Annotated in this window: 16 protein-coding genes; 9 read left to right on the top strand and 7 right to left on the bottom strand. The window is 67.8% G+C overall.

From position 1 onward, the window contains the following. The 6 genes from VEG08_00875 to VEG08_00850 form a co-directional block, all read left to right on the top strand. Positions 1-397 (top strand): DUF1732 domain-containing protein (locus tag VEG08_00875; GenBank protein ID HXZ26531.1); only part of this gene is annotated, 397 nt, incomplete at its 5' end. After that, positions 394-1,101 (top strand): guanylate kinase, encoded by a 708-nt coding sequence (gmk, locus tag VEG08_00870; protein HXZ26530.1) that lies wholly within the window; start codon positions 394-396, stop codon positions 1,099-1,101. The genes VEG08_00875 and gmk, both read left to right, overlap by 4 nt. Before the next feature lie 21 nt (positions 1,102-1,122). Next, positions 1,123-1,347 carry a DNA-directed RNA polymerase subunit omega gene (rpoZ, locus tag VEG08_00865; GenBank protein ID HXZ26529.1) on the top strand — a complete coding sequence of 75 codons (225 nt, stop codon included), beginning with the start codon at positions 1,123-1,125 and terminating at the stop codon, positions 1,345-1,347. A 212-nt stretch (positions 1,348-1,559) separates the two neighbouring features. Beyond that, the gene (coaBC, locus tag VEG08_00860) at positions 1,560-2,783 is read left to right on the top strand and encodes a bifunctional phosphopantothenoylcysteine decarboxylase/phosphopantothenate--cysteine ligase CoaBC (GenBank protein HXZ26528.1); all 1,224 of its coding nucleotides are present in this window, start codon (positions 1,560-1,562) and stop codon (positions 2,781-2,783) included. Positions 2,784-2,785: 2 nt separating this feature from the next. Beyond that, a complete protein-coding gene (locus VEG08_00855) occupies positions 2,786-3,574 on the top strand; it encodes a uracil-DNA glycosylase (protein HXZ26527.1) in 789 nt (262 codons plus the stop codon). A gap of 257 nt (positions 3,575-3,831) precedes the next feature. Continuing rightward, positions 3,832-4,452 (top strand): CPBP family intramembrane glutamic endopeptidase, encoded by a 621-nt coding sequence (locus VEG08_00850; GenBank protein ID HXZ26526.1) that lies wholly within the window; start codon positions 3,832-3,834, stop codon positions 4,450-4,452. A 371-nt stretch (positions 4,453-4,823) separates the two neighbouring features. On the opposite strand, the gene VEG08_00845 is transcribed toward VEG08_00850, so the two are convergent. Next, positions 4,824-5,312, bottom strand: a complete 489-nt coding sequence (locus VEG08_00845; protein HXZ26525.1) for an SRPBCC domain-containing protein — start codon at positions 5,310-5,312, stop codon at positions 4,824-4,826. Positions 5,313-5,340: 28 nt separating this feature from the next. After that, positions 5,341-5,706: a metalloregulator ArsR/SmtB family transcription factor gene (locus tag VEG08_00840; protein ID HXZ26524.1), complete on the bottom strand. Its 366-nt coding sequence runs from the start codon at positions 5,704-5,706 to the stop codon at positions 5,341-5,343. A 143-nt stretch (positions 5,707-5,849) separates the two neighbouring features. Here VEG08_00840 and priA point away from each other — a divergent pair, with 143 nt between their 5' ends. Further along, a complete protein-coding gene (priA, locus tag VEG08_00835; GenBank protein HXZ26523.1) occupies positions 5,850-8,282 on the top strand; it encodes a primosomal protein N' in 2,433 nt (810 codons plus the stop codon). Positions 8,283-8,513: 231 nt separating this feature from the next. Here priA and VEG08_00830 read toward each other — a convergent pair whose 3' ends face one another. Both VEG08_00830 and VEG08_00825 read right to left on the bottom strand, forming a co-directional pair. Continuing rightward, complete coding sequence (locus VEG08_00830; protein ID HXZ26522.1) at positions 8,514-9,533, bottom strand: site-2 protease family protein; 1,020 nt, start codon at positions 9,531-9,533, stop codon at positions 8,514-8,516. A gap of 36 nt (positions 9,534-9,569) precedes the next feature. Further along, positions 9,570-9,839: an HU family DNA-binding protein gene (locus VEG08_00825; protein HXZ26521.1), complete on the bottom strand. Its 270-nt coding sequence runs from the start codon at positions 9,837-9,839 to the stop codon at positions 9,570-9,572. A 148-nt stretch (positions 9,840-9,987) separates the two neighbouring features. Between VEG08_00825 and dcd the strand changes: the two genes are divergently transcribed. Further along, positions 9,988-10,542 (top strand): dCTP deaminase, encoded by a 555-nt coding sequence (gene dcd / locus VEG08_00820; GenBank protein ID HXZ26520.1) that lies wholly within the window; start codon positions 9,988-9,990, stop codon positions 10,540-10,542. Positions 10,543-10,672: 130 nt separating this feature from the next. On the opposite strand, the gene VEG08_00815 is transcribed toward dcd, so the two are convergent. Further along, positions 10,673-11,062 carry an RNA chaperone Hfq gene (locus VEG08_00815; protein HXZ26519.1) on the bottom strand — a complete coding sequence of 130 codons (390 nt, stop codon included), beginning with the start codon at positions 11,060-11,062 and terminating at the stop codon, positions 10,673-10,675. Between the two features lie 426 nt (positions 11,063-11,488). Between VEG08_00815 and VEG08_00810 the strand changes: the two genes are divergently transcribed. Beyond that, on the top strand, positions 11,489-15,571 hold the full coding sequence (locus tag VEG08_00810) for a carboxypeptidase regulatory-like domain-containing protein (GenBank protein ID HXZ26518.1): 4,083 nt from the start codon (positions 11,489-11,491) through the stop codon (positions 15,569-15,571). A gap of 121 nt (positions 15,572-15,692) precedes the next feature. Here the strand turns inward: VEG08_00810 and VEG08_00805 are convergent, their stop codons facing one another. Further along, positions 15,693-16,787 carry a DNA polymerase III subunit delta' gene (locus tag VEG08_00805; protein ID HXZ26517.1) on the bottom strand — a complete coding sequence of 365 codons (1,095 nt, stop codon included), beginning with the start codon at positions 16,785-16,787 and terminating at the stop codon, positions 15,693-15,695. Between the two features lie 99 nt (positions 16,788-16,886). Next, positions 16,887-17,090, bottom strand: a 204-nt coding sequence (locus tag VEG08_00800; protein HXZ26516.1) for a hypothetical protein, incomplete at its 5' end; no start/stop codon positions are given.

Here is a 17,090-nt window from a genome sequence, read left to right as displayed (position 1 = left end):
CCTGCGCGCCGCCACCGCCGAGGTCTCCAAGCTGCGGGCCGCGGTCTTGCGCGCCCACTTGGAGAAAGTACAATCGCGCATGCAGGAGCTGCTGGGCGGCCACGCCGATCCCGAGCGCATCCTGCAGGAAGCCGCGCTGCTGGCCGAGCGCAGCGACGTCCAGGAAGAACTAGTGCGGCTGGAGGCCCACGTCACGCAGTTCCTGGATTTGCTCGAGGCCGGCGGCGAGACCGGCAAGAAACTCGACTTCCTGCTGCAGGAGATGAACCGCGAGGCCAATACCATGCTCTCCAAGACCGCCGGGCTGGCCGGCGAGGGCCTGCGCATCACCGAGCATGGCCTGGCCATGAAGTCGGAGATCGAAAAGTCCCGCGAGCAGGTGCTCAACCTGGAATGAACCCCCTGGTCTACATCGTCTCCGCGCCCTCGGGATCGGGGAAGTCCACCCTGCTGCACGGCCTGCTGAGCACGGTGCCGCGCCTGCACTTCTCCATCTCCTACACCACGCGCGCGCCGCGGGGCAGCGAGCACGACGGCCGCGAGTACTTCTTCATCGCGCGCCAGGAGTTCGAGCGCATGATCCAGGCGGGCGAGTTCCTGGAGCACGCCGACGTCTTCGGCAACTACTACGGCACCGCCCGCCGCTTCCTGGAGGAGGCGCGCGCCCGCGGCGAAGACCTGCTGCTCGACATCGACGTGCAGGGCGCCGCCCAGATCAAGCAGAAGCTGCCGGAGGCCGTCAGCATCTTCGTCCTGCCGCCCTCGCGCGAGGAGCTGGAGCGCCGCCTGCGCCGCCGTAGCCAGGCCGAAGGCGCCCTCGAGCCCGCCGTCCTGCAGCGCCGCCTGCTCGCCGCCGCGAAAGAGATTGAGAATTGGAGTGCTTACAGCTATATTCTTGTCAACGACCAACTGGAGCCCTCCATCGAACGCCTCCGGGATATCGTGGTCGCGGAGCGCCTGCTGCGCTCCGGCGGCAAGTTGTCCCCGGTGGAAGAGGCTTTGGTCGGCGAAGCCAAGAAGAGCCTGCAGGCCAACATGCGCCCGCAGGTCCTGCCTATCCTGGCCTCGTTCGCGGGTACGGCCGTTTCCGGCCGCAGTTGAGGTAGAAAGGCATTGGGGTTCATGGAAGGATTCGACAGCAACTACCGCTACATCCTGGTGGCCGCGCGCCGCGCCCGCCAGCTCCAGGGAGGCGCGCCGCCCCTGGTCGCCACCGCTTCGCGCAAGCCTTGCCGCATCGCCCAGGAAGAGATCAAGGCGGGCAAGGTCAAGTGGATCATCGGCGAGCCCAAGTCCGCCGCCACCGTGGCCAACGAGTTGCTGGACAAGGCCCTGGGCAGCCGCTAGCGCACCATTCCACCCTGCGTGTTGTTCCGGGGCGGACGTGTGCCCGGCCGTCGGCCCTCGGTCGTCGGTCCTCGGCCTACACTTCTTGAAGGCGTCATCCTGAGGGTGCTTGGAGCGCCGAAGGATCTCGCGTGCAGCACCGGGACCGCCAGCGCCCTGGCCGACGACCGAAGGCCGACGACCGACGACCACCCTGCGTTACAATCAACCCCATGAAGATCGCCCTCGGCGTGACCGGTGGCATCGCCGCCTATAAGGCGGCCGAGCTGGTGCGCCTGCTCCAGGACCGCGGCATCCGTGTCCAGGTCGTCATGACCAAGGCCGCGCAGGAGTTCGTCCGCCCGCTCACCTTCGCCGCGCTCTCCGGCGAAAAGGTCATCACCGGGCTCTTCGAGGCCGGCGCCGAGAGCCCCAACATCGACTCCGCGGTCGAGCACATCGCGGTCGCCCAGGCCATCGACGCCCTGGTGGTCGCGCCCGCCACCGCCGACGTCCTCGCCAAGTTCGCCCACGGCGTGGCCGACGACTTCCTCACCACCCTTTATCTGGCCACAACCGCGCCCGTGGTCGTCGCCCCCGCCATGAACGTCAACATGTGGGAGCACGCCGCCACCCGCGAGAACGTGGCCGCGCTCCGGCAGCGCGGGGTGCGCGTGGTCGAGCCCGACGCCGGCTACCTGGCCTGCGGCATGACCGGCCCCGGCCGCCTGGCCGCCAACGATTCCATCGTGGCCGCGGTGATGGAGGCCCTGGGCGCCGCCCAGGACCTGGCCGGCGAGACCGTGCTCATCACCGCCGGCCCCACCCGTGAGCCCCTCGACCCCGTGCGCTACCTCAGCAACCGCTCCAGCGGCAAGATGGGCTACGCGCTGGCGGAAGCGGCGCTGCGCCGCGGCGCCCACGTCGTGCTCATCACCGGGCCCACCAACCTGAAGCCTCCGGGCGCCGCCGAGGTGGTCGCGGTCCAGACCGCCGCCGAGATGCGCGAGGCCGTGCTCGCCCGCTTCGACGCCGCCACCATCGTCATCGGCGCCGCCGCCGTCAGTGACTACGCCGCCGCCCAGCCTGCCGCGCACAAGATCAAGCGCAAGGGCGCCATGGCGCTGGACCTCAAGCCCACCGCCGACATCCTGGCCGAATTGGCCGCGCGCCGCAAAGCGCAACTGCTCATCGGCTTCGCCGCCGAGACCGAGCACGCCCTGGAGAACGCGCGCAAGAAGCTGGCCGCCAAGTCCCTCGACGCCATCGTGGTCAACGACGTCTCGCGTGCCGGCATCGGCTTCGACTCCGACCGCAACGCCGTCACCATCCTCACCCCCAAAGACAAGCTCGAGGTCCCCGAGAGCAGCAAGTGGGAGGTCGCGCACCGCGTGCTCGACGCGGTGGTGCGCTTGAAGAAGGCTCCGCACCGCTCGCCCGCGGGCGCCCGCCGCTAGCCATGGGCCGCCCTCTCGACCCGGAACAGCGCCGCGCCCTGGCTGCCCGCCTCCAGTACTATCGCGACCTCGGCATTCACGACTTCTACCGCCGGGAGGCTCGTGTAGGCACGGATCTTGGATCCGTGCAGGACCGCGAAGCGGTCAGTCTCCGCATCCCCGACGAGCCCTCTTCCCTCTTCCAGCCCGCGCTTCCCGAGCAGCAGGCGGGCCTCGACGCCGGCGCCAAGCTCCGCATCATCCGAGACGACCTGGGCGACTGCACCCGCTGCCCGCTCGCCAAGCAGGGCCGCAAGCAGATCGTCTTCGGTGTGGGCAACTCCAACGCGGAGCTGATGTTCGTGGGCGAGGGCCCGGGCGCCGACGAAGATGCCCAGGGCGAGCCCTTCGTGGGCCGCGCCGGCCAACTGCTCAACGACATGATCCGCGCCATGGGCCTGCGCCGCGAACAGGTCTACATCGCCAACGTGGTCAAGTGCCGTCCCCCCGGCAACCGCACCCCGGAGCGCGAGGAGTGCGAGACCTGCTCGCCCTTCCTGCTGCGCCAGATCGCCGCCATCGGACCCAAGTGCCTCGTGGCCCTGGGCGCGGTGGCGGCCAAGAACCTGCTCGGCCTGAACGACTCCATGGGCAACCTGCGCGGCCGCTGGTACGACTTCCGCGGCTCGCGCCTGGCCGTCACCTACCACCCGGCCTTCCTGCTGCGCGACCCCCGCCAGAAAGGCGAGGCCTGGAAAGACCTGCAGATGGTCATGAAGTTCCTGGGGCTGAAGCCGGCGGCCAAGAAGTAGATCGCCTGTCGTATCAGGGCACCGCTTCAGCGGTGCCGCAAAGCGCCGCGAGTCGAGGGACCCCTATTCCCTCGACCAGTTCCCGAATGATGGAAGGAGTTTCATCGAGATTGTCTGCACGATAGCGGTCCTTCGACTCGCCGCTCGGTCGCCTCCGCTCCTTCGCGGCTCGCTCAGGATGACAATGAACAAGCAAGGTCGCTCTCGGCACGCCTGGAGCGCGCGCTGCCCACGCGCACGCTACAATCCCTCCATCCATGTCCCCGGAGAAGAAAACCTGGCTCTTCCTGATCGGCATCACCGTGGCCGAGTCTGTGCCCTTCTGGTTCCGGGCGCTGGGGCGGACGCCGGCGGCCATCCTGCGCACCCTGGGCTTCGCTGCCGGCGGGCGCGGCACGGCGGCAGGTTGGGCGCTGGCGGGGCTGGTCGCCCTGGCCTTCATCGTGGCCAGCGCGCGCCCCAACCCGGTCATCCGGCAGAACCTGCTGCGGCTGAACGCGCTCAAACTGATGGCCATCCCCATGGCCCTGGTCAGCGGCATCGTCGAGGAGGTCTACTTCCGCCGCTGGCTGATGAACCTGGTGGCGGCGCGGGGCGCGGGCGTGCTGGCGCAGATCGCGCTCTCGGCGGTGATCTTCGGCCTGCTGCACGCGGTGTGGGGCCTGGCGGCGGGCTCGCTGCGGGTGGCGGCGGGCGCGGCCGCGGCCACCGGGCTGCTGGGCGCGGCCCTGGCCGCCGTCTTCGTCCTGGCGGGACGCAGCGTGGCTCCCTGCATCGCCGCCCACGCGACCATCAACGCCGTGCTCGAGCCCTGGCTCTTCCTCTCCGCCGCGCAGGCCTGGGGCGCGGCGCGGGGCGGCGCCGCCACGCCGTCCTGACACTCCGCTACAATCGCCTCAGCCCATGGCCCTCTTTTGCGACGTCGCGCTGCCGAGCCTTGAAAGGGCACGGCTTCAGCCGTGCCGCAGAGTCCCTCCTGCAGATTGTCATCCTGAGGGAGCCGGAGCGCTGCGGATCCCGCCTTGGCGGGAGACGCAGAAAGCGAGCGCGACCGAAGAACCCCGATCGGGAGAGAGCTCCCTCGCTGCGCTCGGGATTTCGGCAGCGGGCTCCCGCTTCGCTCACGCCCGCTAAGCGCCTCAACTTCGACTCGCGGCGGCTTGCGGCTTCGCCGCAAGCCGCCGCTCGCTCAGGATGACAAGGGGGGGTGAGGGAGGCTCCCCGCCATGTCTCGGGCTGAAGCCCTGGGCTACCGAGGCGCGCCCTGATTCGACCCAACGCTCGCGCCCAGGGTGACGAGAAGCTGGTCCAGTTGCGCGAAGGTCTCGTTCATCGCATCCGCCGCCCCGGTGCCGGCAGCGTCGAGAGCTTCCTTCGAGGGATAGAGGTCGTGCACGACGAGCAGCGTCTTGCAGCCTTTTTCTTCGAAGGTCACTGTGGTGACAGACCCAGCCTCGCCAGCTTCCTCATTGGTCCAAGCGAGGCGCGAGTGCGGCGTCACTTCGATGTACCGGCCGAAGAACTCCATCGGCTGCGCGGAGGCTGGGTGGCTGAACACCAGACGGTACCTGCCCCCGACGCGAACATCCATCTCGCAGGAAAGCAGGGCCATGTCCATCGACTTCGGCACCCACCATTGCTGGAACAGCTCGGGTTTGGTCCACGCCTCGAACACGAGGCGCGCCGGAGCGTTGAAAGTTCGCGTGACCACGATCTCACGCTCGGACTTCCGTTCCACAGTCGTGCGGTTCTTCCTCGCTGTGCCCTCACTCTCTCTTCTTGCGTCCATCGACCTTCTCCTTCCGTTTCAATTCCTCGACAACCTTGTCCAACTCATCGAAGCGTGCGTCCCAGAGCTGGCGATACCTCTCGATCCAGGCCGCTTCTTCCTCCAATCGGCGCGGGCCGATCTTGCAGGTCCGCACGCGCCCGACCTTCTCCGTGGTGACGAGCCCGGCCTGCTCCAAGACGCCGACGTGCTTCTTCATGCCCGTGAGGGTCATGTGGAACTTCTCGGCGAGGTCCGTGATCGAAGCGTCGGAACGCCCGAGCTGCTCCAGAACGCCGCGTCGGGTGGCGTCCGAGAGCGCGGCGAACGAGGCATCGAGATGGGCTCGTTGATACTGAACCATTAGGTTCAGTATATACCACACCCATCGGCCGGCAGGCAAGAGGAGGGCTCGACAAGCTCGGGACGGGTTCCGGCCTGCCCTGATACAACGTCCGTCGGGGACGCGGCGACCGGGCCGCGCCTCCGCTACAATCCCCTCAGCCCATGCCCCTCTTCTGCGATGTCGCGCTGCCCGTGCCCCTGGAGATGAGCTTCACCTACGCGCTGGACGGGGCGGAGCCGGTGGTGGGCGGGCGCGTGCTCGTCCCTTTCCGCAACGAGCGCCTGCCGGGGATCGTGGTAGCGCTGCACGACCGCCCACCCCAGGTCGAGGCCAAGAAGGTCTTGGCTGTGCTCGACGCCGAGCCCGTGCTCGACCCGCACCTGCTGCGCCTGGGCGAGTGGATCGCGCACTACTACCTGGCGCCGCTGGGCGAGGTCTTCCGCAGCATGCTGCCGCTGGGCGCCGAAGTCCGCCGCGCGCACGCCTACCAGATCACCGACCTGGGAATCGAAGTCCTGCACGCCTCCGCCACGCTTGGCACCTCGCGACGCTCCAAGCGCTCGCATGACGAGCAGGCACGGGAGATGCTGGTGCTCGACTACCTTGCCGACCGCGAGGCCGCGCGCGAAGAGACGCTGCGCGCCGCCACTCGCGCCTCGGCGGCGCTGCTGGCCGGGATGGTGCGCAAGAAGTGGGTCACGCGCGAGGACGTCTCGGCGGCGCGCGATGCCCGGCGCATCGTGCGCGTCGCCATCCTGCGCGAAATCACCGGCAAACTCAACGCCAACCAGCGCCGCCTGGCCGAAACCCTGGCTGCCGCCGGCGGGCGCCTCGCGGTCGAGACCCTGCGCGGCCTGGAGGTCCCGCGCACCACGCTGGGGACGCTGGTGCGCCGCGGGCTGGTGGAGATCGTGGAAGAGCCGGCGGAGTTCGAGGTCTCGGGCTTCAAGCCGGCGCGCGCCGCGCTCGACTTCCCCCTGAACCCAGCGCAGCAGAAGGCGCTCGACCACATCCAGGCGGCGGTTGCGGTGCGCAAGTTCTCCGTTGCGCTGCTTTACGGCGTGACCGGCTCGGGCAAGACCGCGGTGTACCTGGCGGCCATGCAACAGGTGCTCAAGTCCGGCCGTTCCGCGCTCTTGCTGGTACCGGAGATCGGCCTGACGCCGGCGGCGGCGGCGCACCTGGCGGAGTTGTTCGGCGATGAGGTCGCCATCCTGCACTCGGCGCTGACCGCCGACGAGCGCGCCGAACAGTGGCGCCGGATCCGGCGTGGCGACGCCCGCATCGTCGTGGGCACGCGCTCCGCCGTCTTCGCTCCGGTGCGCGACCTGGCGCTCCTGGTGGTGGACGAGGAGCAGGACACCAGCTACAAGCAGGATGAGACCCCGCGCTACCACGGCCGCGACGTCGCGGTGATGCGCGGCAAGCTGGCAGGCGCGGCGGTGGTGCTGGCCTCGGCCACGCCCGCGCTCGAGTCTTACCAGAACGCCAAGGTCGGCAAGTACGCGCTGCTGGAATTGCCTGACCGCGTGGAGCGGCGGCCGCTGCCGCAGGTCGAGGTGGTGGACATGCGCGCCGAGTTCCGCGAGGTGGGGCGCGAGGACTTCCTGTCGCGCGCGCTGGTGGCGGAACTGCGCGAGTGCCTGGCACGCGGCGAGCAGGCCATGGTGCTGCTCAACCGCCGCGGCTACTCCGCCGTCGTGCTCTGCCGCGAGTGCGGCGAGAGCCTGCAGTGCAAGAACTGCGCCGTCGCGCTGACCTTCCACCAGCGCGAGCGCCGCATGCTCTGTCACGTTTGCGGGTGGTGGCGGAGCGTGCCCAAGGTGTGTCCCAAGTGCGGCAGCGAGTACATCTTCTTCCTGGGGACGGGCTCGGAGAAGCTGGAAGAGCGCTTGCGGGCGGAGTTTCCGCGGGCGCGGCTGGCGCGGCTGGACCGCGACACGGTGCGCGGCCGCCGCGACTTCGAGCGCGTGCTGGGCGCCTTCCACGCCGGCGAACTCGACCTGCTGGCGGGCACGCAGATGATCGCCAAGGGGCACGACATCCACGGCGTCACTCTGGTGGGAGTGGTGGGCGCGGACCAGGCGCTGGGCTTTCCCGACTTCCGCGCCGCCGAGCGCACCTTCCATCTCTTCACCCAGGTGGCGGGACGCGCGGGACGCGGCGACGCGCCCGGCAAGGTCATCCTGCAGACCTACTTCCCGGAGCACTACGCGGTGCAGTTCGCCTCGCGGCACGACTACGCCGGCTTCTACGAGAAGGAGATCCGGTTCCGGAGCCTGATGCGCTATCCGCCCTTCAGTGCGCTCGCCAACGTGCTGGTGCGCAGCGCCAAGCTGGAGCAGGCGCTGCGGTGGGCGGGCGTGCTGGGACGATGGTTCGACCGGGCGCGGCATCCCGGCATCCGGGTGCTGGGGCCGGCGGCGGCGCCGCTGGTGCGGCTGAAGCGCGACTACCGCTACCACTTCGTGCTCAAGTCGGAGAGCCGGGAGAAGCTGAATGCGCTCTTGCGTGCGATGCTGGAGCACGCAGCAGAAGAGAAGATCCCGCGCACGCACATCCTGGTGGACGTGGACCCGCAATCGCTGCTGTAGGGCAGTCGCCAGTAGCCAGTTGCCAGGCGCAAGTACAAATGCAACCAGGTGTCATCCTTCCGCCGACCGAAGGGAGGCGGGAGGATCTGGCAACAGAGCAGGCGCCACCGGGCTGGTGGTGCCGACCACCTCGCCAGATCCTCCGCTCGGCTTCGCCTCGCGAAGGATGACATCTCGAAAGAGTGGGGGCGAGGGCGGGACGCCCTCACGACAGCCGGCGAGACGCCGGCGCTACTGCCCGTGGAAGAGCTGGCGGAGTTCCTGGAGGCCGTGGCCGGGGATGGGTGAGGGCATGAAGGTGAGCAGGAAGATGGCCAGGGCCACCAGGGCCAGCAGCTTGCGGGGGACGTCGAGCGGAGGCTGGGGCGGGACCTCAGGGTGGCGGGTGCCGGTGACCAGCAGGATCACGCTCCACATCAGCCATCCCGGCCAGAAGCGCAGGCCGAAGCCCGCCAGCGCCACCACCGCCAGGCGCGAGACCCAGGCGTGGGCGCGGGGGAAGAGCGCGTAGACGATGTGGCCGCCGTCGAGCTGGCCGCCGGGAATGAGATTCAGGGTGGTGGCCAGCATGCCCACCCAGGCGGCCACCGCCACCGGGTGCAAGGAGAGGTCGCTCCAGGGAGCGGCGCCCTGCGGCGCCAGCCCGCGCAGCAGGTCGAAGATGAGGGAGTGACCGAAGCGCAGGTCGCTCTGCGCGACCAAATCCGGAGCCACGCGCGACCACATCATCCCCAGGGCCAGGGCGGGCACCGCCAGCACGAAGCCCGCGATGGGCCCGGCGATACCGATGTCGAAGAGCGCCCGGCGCGAGGGGATGGGGGAGCGGATGCGGATGACCGCCCCGAAGGTCCCCATCAGGAAGGGCGAGGGCAGGAAGAAGGGCAGGGTGGCGTAGACGCGGTGGCGCACGCACCAGACGAAGTGTCCCATCTCGTGGGCCAGCAGGATGAGCAGCAGGGTGGCGGAGAAGGGGATTCCCAGCAGCAGGCGGGAGGGATGGCTCCAGGCCCAGAGCTGGGGGAAGTAATCGGTGTCGGAGGTGTAGGCGGGCTGGTGGTGGAGGAAGTTGTACTCCAGGCGCGCGCCCGCGGTGAGCGTGGTCAGCAGGGTGAGCAGCAGCAGCAGGACGTTCAGGCGGTAGCGGCGGCGGGGCGGGTGCAGCACCCACACCACCTCCGGGCCTGCGGGCACTTCCGGCAGGAGGTCTTCCGGGGGGGTGGGAGGCGGGTTCTGGGGATCGAAGTCGGACATCAGGGAGCGGGCGGGCCGGGCCCGCGGTGCCGGCGGCTAGTCGATGGACTGCAGTTCCTTACCGGGCTTGAAGCGGACCGCCTTGCCGGGGGGGATGTTGACCTCGGCACCGGTGCGGGGGTTGCGCCCGATGCCGGTCTTGCGCGGGCGCACGTTGAAGACGCCGAAGCCGCGCAGCTCGATGCGGTTGCCCGAGGCCAGGGCCTTCTTCATGCTCTCGAAGACGGTTTCCACGGCCAGCTCGGCCTTGGTCTTGGTGATGCCGGTCTTGTTGACCACCTCGTTGATGATGTCCAGCTTGATCACGGGGGCTCCACCTTGGGGCTGCTGCCCGTCAGGCTTTCCAGTTCCGAATCATACAGTTGCCAAGCGCGGATGCTAGAAGAAGCGCCCCCCATTGTCAACCATGCGCGCCCCCGTTAAGATGCAGGACTTCCCGGAGACGAGGCGACCCATGGCATTGAAGAGTGACCGCTGGATCCGCAAGATGGCGCTGGAGCACGACATGATCAATCCCTTCGCCGAGAAGCAGATACGGGAGGGGGTGGTGTCGTTCGGGGTGTCGAGCTACGGCTACGACCTGCGGGTGTCGGACGAGTTCAAGATCTTCACCAACGTGATGTCGGCCATCGTCGACCCCAAGCACTTCGACGAGCGCAGCTTCGTGACCGTGCGCACCGAGTGCGCCATCATCCCGCCGAACTCGTTCGCGCTGGCGCGCTCGGTGGAGTACTTCAAGATCCCGCGCGACGTGCTCACCATCTGCGTGGGCAAGAGCACCTACGCGCGCTGCGGCATCATCGTGAACGTGACCCCGTTCGAGCCGGAGTGGGAGGGCTTCGTCACCCTGGAGATCTCCAACACCACCCCCCTGCCCGCCAAGATCTACGCCAACGAGGGGTTGTGCCAGATCCTCTTCTTCCAATCGGACGAGGCGTGCGAGGTCAGCTACAAGGACAAGAAGGGCAAATACCAGGGGCAGACCGGGATCGTGCTGCCTAAACTCTAAAAAGCAGTACTCAGTACTCAGTACTCAGTACTCAGAGAGAATCAGAGAGAAAGTGAAAGGGGACGGGCGCCGCCCGTCCCCTTTTCCTCTTTTCGCCGGATCAGGCTCTCTGAGTACTGGGTACTGAGTACTAGGAACCGCTCTTCCCGTTCTCGCCCGCTTTGAACATGTATTTGATGGCGGGCTTGTAGATGAGCAGGTTGGGCTGGCCCTCGGCGCGGTTCACCTTGATGCAGCCGCGGTCATACCACTCGATGACCCCGTGGATCTCTTCCCCGTCGTGCAGCACCACCACCATGGGGGTCTTGGACTGCATCTGCTTCTGGTAATAGAAGTTCTCGGCGTGGGTCTGCTCCGGGGGCGGGATCTTCTTGGGGGCACCGGCGGGGCGCTCGGGGCGCTCGCGGTGTTCGGCGGGGGGATCGGGACGGTTCAGGGAGGGCCGGATCAGCTTGCGGTTGCCGTAGCCTTCGGCTTCCGAGGCCCGGCTCACGGCGGTGCTCTCCAATGCGTCTTTCATGGTGGCGGCTCCCTCCCTGGCTGCGGTCATCGCGCTACCGACACGCCGCAGATAACCCAAGGCGCGACGGGACTGGTTCGGGGCTTTGACCCAAGTGAGCAGGGTGGCTGAATTCCGCCTACCTTATCACAAGGCCCGGGGGCTGACAATCCTGGCGGGCGGGGGGCGGGGAGCCCTTTCCGGCAACCGCGGTGGCAAATTCCGTGTGGCCTTTTGTCAGCCAAAGTGGTAGGGTTTTCAGTTCCATAACTGCGCCGCACAGACTCGCACGTGGGCGTGGCAATGCTCGTCTACTTGTCCCAGGCCCCGGGCCCCGCAGTGCGCCGGGAGGGTTGTCTCTTCCGGCAAAGTTCATTCCCAGTGAACTGAAAATTACTTCATGGCACGCGTAGTCGTTGCGGAGGCGATATGAGCAGGAATGCTTGGTTGACGATCCTGGTGTGCGCGCTGCTGCTGGTTTCCCTGCCGGCGTTCGCCGCCACCCAGAACGCGGTGGTGTACGGTACGGTCTATGATTCGGCCGGCAACCCCATGGCCGGGGTCACGGTGACCCTGGAGAACCCGTCTTTCGGATTCTCCCGCACCACCACCACCGGCTCGGACGGCTCTTACAACTTCGCCGAGGTTCCGCCGGCGGAAGGCTACAAGGTGACGGCGACGTCGAATGGGCGCACCGTGGACGTGCGCGGCGGCATTGCCGTGAACGTGGGTGACGAGCGCGTGATCCTGCCTCCTCTGAAGCAGCAGGCGGCGGCCCCGGCGCCCACCACCCCCGGGGTTGCGCCGGCGCCCGCTCCCGCCCCTGCGGCCGCGGAGGGTCCCAGCGTGCACCCGGAGACGGTCTCCACCGCCATCAGCGGCGTGGTCACCCGCGACCAATTGCAGGCCCTGCCGCTGTACAACCGCAACTTCCTGGCCCTGGGGCTGATCACGCCCAACACCCATGACGTGCAGGCGGGCTCGGAGTTGGCCGGCGGTTCCTTCAGCGTGGCCGGCAATCGTCCCGAGACCAACGACTTTCTGCTGGACGGCTCCGACAACGTGGCCAGCGCCAACAACCAGGCCATCCCCTTCCAGGTGAACGACTCCATCCAGGAGTTCCGGGTGGTTTCCTCCAACGCGACCGCGGAATACGGACGCGGGCAGGGTGGCGTGGTCAACGTGGTCACGCGGCGCGCCACCAACAACTGGCACGGCAGCGCCTACGGCTACTTCGGCAGCGACGTGCTGAACGCGGATTCTCCGCTCTCGGTGTACAGCAACACCACCTTCGCGCAGGCGGCGGCCTTCGCCGGCTCCATGACGCCGACGGCGCTGCTCTCTCCCGACCCGCTCACCGGCATCCCGGCCACGCCCGTCAACTACAACGATTACGTGGCCACGGCCGCGGCCAACGGCTTCTGCACCGACTCCATCGGCATCAGCGCCGCCACCCCCTGCATCACCGGAGGAACGGGCGCCAACACCCTGTTCGATCCCGCCTCCATCCTGGCGGCGCACGACAGCCACACCATCCCCTTCAACTCTCAGCAGTTCGGCTTCAACCTGGGCGGCCCCATCCGCAAGGACAAGCTCTTCGTCTTCGGCAGCTACGAAGGCACGCGTATCGACAATCCCAATCCCATCTTCGAGCGGGTGCCCAGCACCTTTGACCGCACCTTCTCGCCGCTGACCGGACGCGCCGGCTACCCCGCGCCTACCTTCGCCTCCGGGCTGGGAGGCAGCGATCCCAGCTACCTGCTGGCGCAGCACATCCTGGCGCTGTTTCCGCAGCCCAACGTCATCGGAGTGCCGGACGCGCTGGAATTCTTCCAGGGCGAGGCGCCCAACTACACCGACGTGAACAACGTGCTGGGGCGCTTGGACTGGGTGCAGAGCGACCGCTCCTCGTGGTCGTTCCGCTACGTGGCCCAGGACCTGAACCAGTTGCACGACGACAGCCTGCCTTCGGGCGGCACCTATCCCGGCAACGGCTCCTACCGCAACGCCCTCAACCAGAACCTGAACATCAGCTTCTCGCACACCTTCTCGCCCACCCTGCTGAACGAGGCGCACTTCGGCTTCAACCGCTTCCGCATCGATGAGACGCCGCAGGACCACAATTTCAATGCCACCAGCGTAGGCCTGCCCAGCGGGACCATGCCCACCGTCCTGCTCAGCGGCCTGGACACGCAATACAGCGGCAACTGCGCCGGATGCATCTTCGGGTCTGCGTTCGGGGGCTGGTTCGATACCTTCTGGACGCCCTTCCTGCTGGGCGGCGGGGCCATCCAGCCCATGATGCCCACCCTCGACGGCCTCTTCCCCATGGCCCGGCTGGGGGCGCCCCTGAACTCGCCCGCCAACACCACCGACACCACCGCCTTCCTCGGCGACACCCTCTCCTGGACCCACGGCAAGCACTCCTTCAAGTTCGGAGGGGAGTACCGCCACCTCACCGACGACTACTTCGACGGCTCCTTCGCGCGCGGCTTCATCGTCTCCAGCAACATCGGGGAGTTCACCAACGACAGCGAAACCTGCCAGTTCCTCTGCGCCCTGCTGCTGGGCAACGCCGCCTTCTCCAATCCTTCGTTCGACTATGCGGCGCGGCAGAGCACGCCCTATTCGGCCACCTTCAGCCACCAGGGCTTCGCTCTCTTCGCCCAGGACACGTGGCGGGCCACGCGTCGCATCACCCTCAACCTGGGCGTGCGCTGGGAGTACTTCACCACGCCCACGGAGGACAACAACAACATCTGGAACTTCGATCCCGCGGCCAACGGCCTGGTGCAGCAAGGCAGCACCGTGGTGCAGGACCCCATGGGCAACGTCTGCCCCTCCACGCCGGGCTTCTTCTTCAACTTCGCGGCGCCGCCCACCGCTCTGACCAGCTTCAGCTATCCCTGGAATTGCGCTCCCAGCGGCAACGGCCGGGTGAGGGGACAGAACGCCACCAACTTCGCCCCGCGTGTGGGCCTGGCCTGGGACCTCTTCGGCACCGGCAAGACCGTCTTCCGCGGAGGCGTGGGCCTGTTCTACGACCAGTTGCCGACCAACCAGTACGCCGACCTGATGTACAACCGGCCGACCGGCTTCGTCGGGCTCAACCCGCAGCTCATCTACGGGCAGACCTTCCTCAGTACCTTGTTCGGCGGGGTCTGCAATCGGTTCAGCACGCCCATCCCGGGCATCTCCTGCGGCATGGGCAACATCACCATCAACCCGGCGGACCCGTCCTTTAGCCCCGCCGACCAGTCCGCGGTCAGCCCCTTCGGCATGATGGCCATGGACTTCGCCAACAGCGATACCCCGTACACCCTGCAGGCCAACGCCAGCATCCAGCAGCAGGTGGGCAACCACGCGGTGCTGGAGGTGGGCTGGGTGGGATCGCAGGGCTACAACCTGCCGGTGGTGCACAACGCCAACTTCAACCAGCAGTGGTTCTGCACCACCACCCCGGGTTGCGACATCAACTCCTTCTACCCGGTCATGATGATGAGCAACCTGGGCTCCTCCACCTACAACTCGCTGATGGTGCGGTTGCGGGAGACGGGATGGCACGGGTTGAGCTTCAACGCCACCTACGTGTGGTCGAAGTCCAGCGACAACGCCTCGGTGGGCATCTTCCCGCTGCTGCCGGTGACCATGGCCAACGCCACCCGGCAGATCCAGCTCTCCGGCCTGGGCAGCCCCACCAGCCTGTGCTACGGGCTGGACCCGGTCTCGGCCCTGGGGCTGACCACCTTCTTCGGCCCCTTGCCGGCGACCTTCCCGTGTCCGCCGGTGCCCGGGGGCCTGGTTTCGGCGGGTTCCGCGCTGACCACCACCGGCGCCGGCTTCGTCAACGTGAGCCGCTACCTGCTGCCTCAGGACCCCAACAACTTCCTGCACAACGACTGGGGCAACTCGGACTTCAACGTACCCCATCGCTTCGTGCTGGATTACGCCTGGCAGGTCCCGGGCAAGGGCACCTGGGCGGGGAACTGGATGCTGGCGGGGGTGTTCGTAGCGCAGAGCGGCCAGCCCTTCACCATCTTCGCCGGACCCACTTTCGGCGAGATCGACCAGCGGGTCAACGTGGTCGGACCGGTGGCCCAGAACAACGGCAACCCCAACGCCGCCATCAGCGCCACCAACCTGGTGGTGCCGGGGACGGCCTGCTTCGCCACCACCGGCAGCGCTGTGATTTCCTCTGGGACGCTGTTCAGCGGCGTGGCCGGGACGCCCTGCACCGGCAACTCCGGGCGCAACCAGTTCACCGGGCCCAACTACTTCAGCTGGAACATGGCCATCCAGAAGGGCTTCCAGGTCTTCGGAGAGGGCCACATGCTGACCTTCCGGGCGGAGTTCTACAACCTGACCGACCGGGCCAACTTCTACAATCCCATCAGCCAGCTCAGCCTGCAGGGCTATGGGGCTTGGATCCAGAACGGCGTCCTGGTTCCCAACATCAACCCGCAGTTCGGCCAGATCCTGTCGGCCAAGGACCCGCGGCAGATCCAGTTTGCCGTACGCTTCAACTTCTAACACCGGCCCTGGGACAACCATCGGCCCTCCCGCCCGGGAGGGCCTTTTTTTGGATCGGGTGATCGTGATCGGATGATTGCAGGAGGCAGAAGGCAAAAGGCAAAAGGCAAAGAGCCAAGAGCTAGCCGCGCTCCAGCGCGGCCACGAGCGCGTCGAGGGAGAGGGAGCGCAGCAGGTTGCGGCGCAGGCCGGCCTGGACCTCGTCGGCGCGCAGGGCGGCGGCGGCGATCCAGGGGAAGTCCACCGCCTCGGCCAGGCGGGCGAGCGCGGCCGCCAGATCGCGGTTGCGCACCAGCTCCGGCGTCCCCGACTTCAGGAAGAGCAGGTCTTCGAGCAGGGAACAGAAGGCGCGCAGCAGGGCGTCGGTCTTCTCCTTGCCCTCGGCGCCGGAGCGATAGCCCTCGGTGACCTTGAAGAGGGCGCTGTGCTCCTCGCTGCGGGCGGCGGTGGTGAGCAGGGTGAGCGCGTCCTGGCGTGCGGCGCTGTAGCGCTCCAGGTCGAAGGCCAGGGCGGCGCCCACCGCGCCGCCGGAGAGACGCGCCACCAGCGCGCGCTGTCCGGCGCTCCACCTGGGTCGCCGGCCCGCCAGGTACTCCTCGATCGCGGCCGGCGCCAGCGCCGCCAGGTTCAGGAGGATCGAACGCGAGCGCAGGGTGGGCAGCAGTTGGCCCGGGTTCTCCACCAGCAGGAGGAGGGTGGCGAACTCCGGAGGCTCCTCCAGCACCTTGAGCAGGGCGTTGGCGGCCTCCTTGAGGAAGGCGCCGTCGGTGAAGATGTAGACGCGCTCACGGCCTTCGCCGGGACGGAAGTAGATGGTCTCGGTGACGCGGCGCACTTGGTCCACCTTGATCATCATCTGCGGCGGGTCGGGCGGGATGATGAGCACGTCGGGATGGGTCTGGACGAAGATGCGGGTGTCCTTCCTGTCAGTCTCGCGCAGGGCTTCGCGCGCCTCCACCGCCTCGGCGAAGCGGGCTGCCAGGTCGTCGGCCTGGGCGATGCGGATGCAGTTGGCACAGCGGCCGCAGAAGTCGGCGAGGCCGCCTGGCGGTGGGGCCAGGCAGTTCATAGCCTTGGCCATCATCTGCGCCAGGGTGTACTTGCCGGCGCCCGGCGGGCCGCTGAGGATGATGGCGTGGGGCAGGCGGCGGCGGGCGAGCATCTCGCGCACCCGCGTGACCACCTCCTCGTTGCCGTAGAAATCCTGGAAGCCCATCTGCGGTTCCCGAAAGGCAAAAGTAAAAAGGCAAAAGGCTGGGCTAAGAGCTAAAAGCCAAAAGCTAAGAGCCAAAAGCCAAGAGCCAAAAGCCAAGAGCTAGTTCTTCATCAACAGCCGTTTCTTCACCTCCGCGACAATCTCAGGATGGACGACGTCGGCGGGGCGGCGCGCGTCCACCAGGAAGACGCGCGCGGGCTCGCGGCGGGCGATGGCCAGGTAGGCGTCGCGCACGCGCTGGAAGAAAGCCCGGCTCTCCTGCTCGAAGCGGTTCTCGTCCTGCTCGCTGGCGCCTTCGCGGGC

This window comes from Terriglobales bacterium, assembly GCA_035624475.1.
GTDB lineage: Bacteria > Acidobacteriota > Terriglobia > Terriglobales > Acidobacteriaceae > DASPRL01.
This window is presented reverse-complemented; position numbering and strand designations above follow the sequence as displayed.

Bases quoted from the DNA above. Each gene is read 5' to 3' on its own strand.
- gmk (HXZ26530.1), top strand. From the start codon at position 394: ATGAACCCCCTGGTCTACATCGTCTCCGCGCCCTCGGGATCGGGGAAG.
- rpoZ (HXZ26529.1), top strand. From the start codon at position 1,123: ATGGAAGGATTCGACAGCAACTACCGCTACATCCTGGTGGCCGCGCGC.
- coaBC (HXZ26528.1), top strand. From the start codon at position 1,560: ATGAAGATCGCCCTCGGCGTGACCGGTGGCATCGCCGCCTATAAGGCG.
- VEG08_00855 (HXZ26527.1), top strand. From the start codon at position 2,786: ATGGGCCGCCCTCTCGACCCGGAACAGCGCCGCGCCCTGGCTGCCCGC.
- VEG08_00850 (HXZ26526.1), top strand. From the start codon at position 3,832: ATGTCCCCGGAGAAGAAAACCTGGCTCTTCCTGATCGGCATCACCGTG.
- VEG08_00840 (HXZ26524.1), bottom strand. From the start codon at position 5,706: ATGGTTCAGTATCAACGAGCCCATCTCGATGCCTCGTTCGCCGCGCTC.
- priA (HXZ26523.1), top strand. From the start codon at position 5,850: ATGCCCCTCTTCTGCGATGTCGCGCTGCCCGTGCCCCTGGAGATGAGC.
- VEG08_00830 (HXZ26522.1), bottom strand. From the start codon at position 9,533: ATGTCCGACTTCGATCCCCAGAACCCGCCTCCCACCCCCCCGGAAGAC.
- dcd (HXZ26520.1), top strand. From the start codon at position 9,988: ATGGCATTGAAGAGTGACCGCTGGATCCGCAAGATGGCGCTGGAGCAC.
- VEG08_00815 (HXZ26519.1), bottom strand. From the start codon at position 11,062: ATGAAAGACGCATTGGAGAGCACCGCCGTGAGCCGGGCCTCGGAAGCC.
- VEG08_00805 (HXZ26517.1), bottom strand. From the start codon at position 16,787: ATGGGCTTCCAGGATTTCTACGGCAACGAGGAGGTGGTCACGCGGGTG.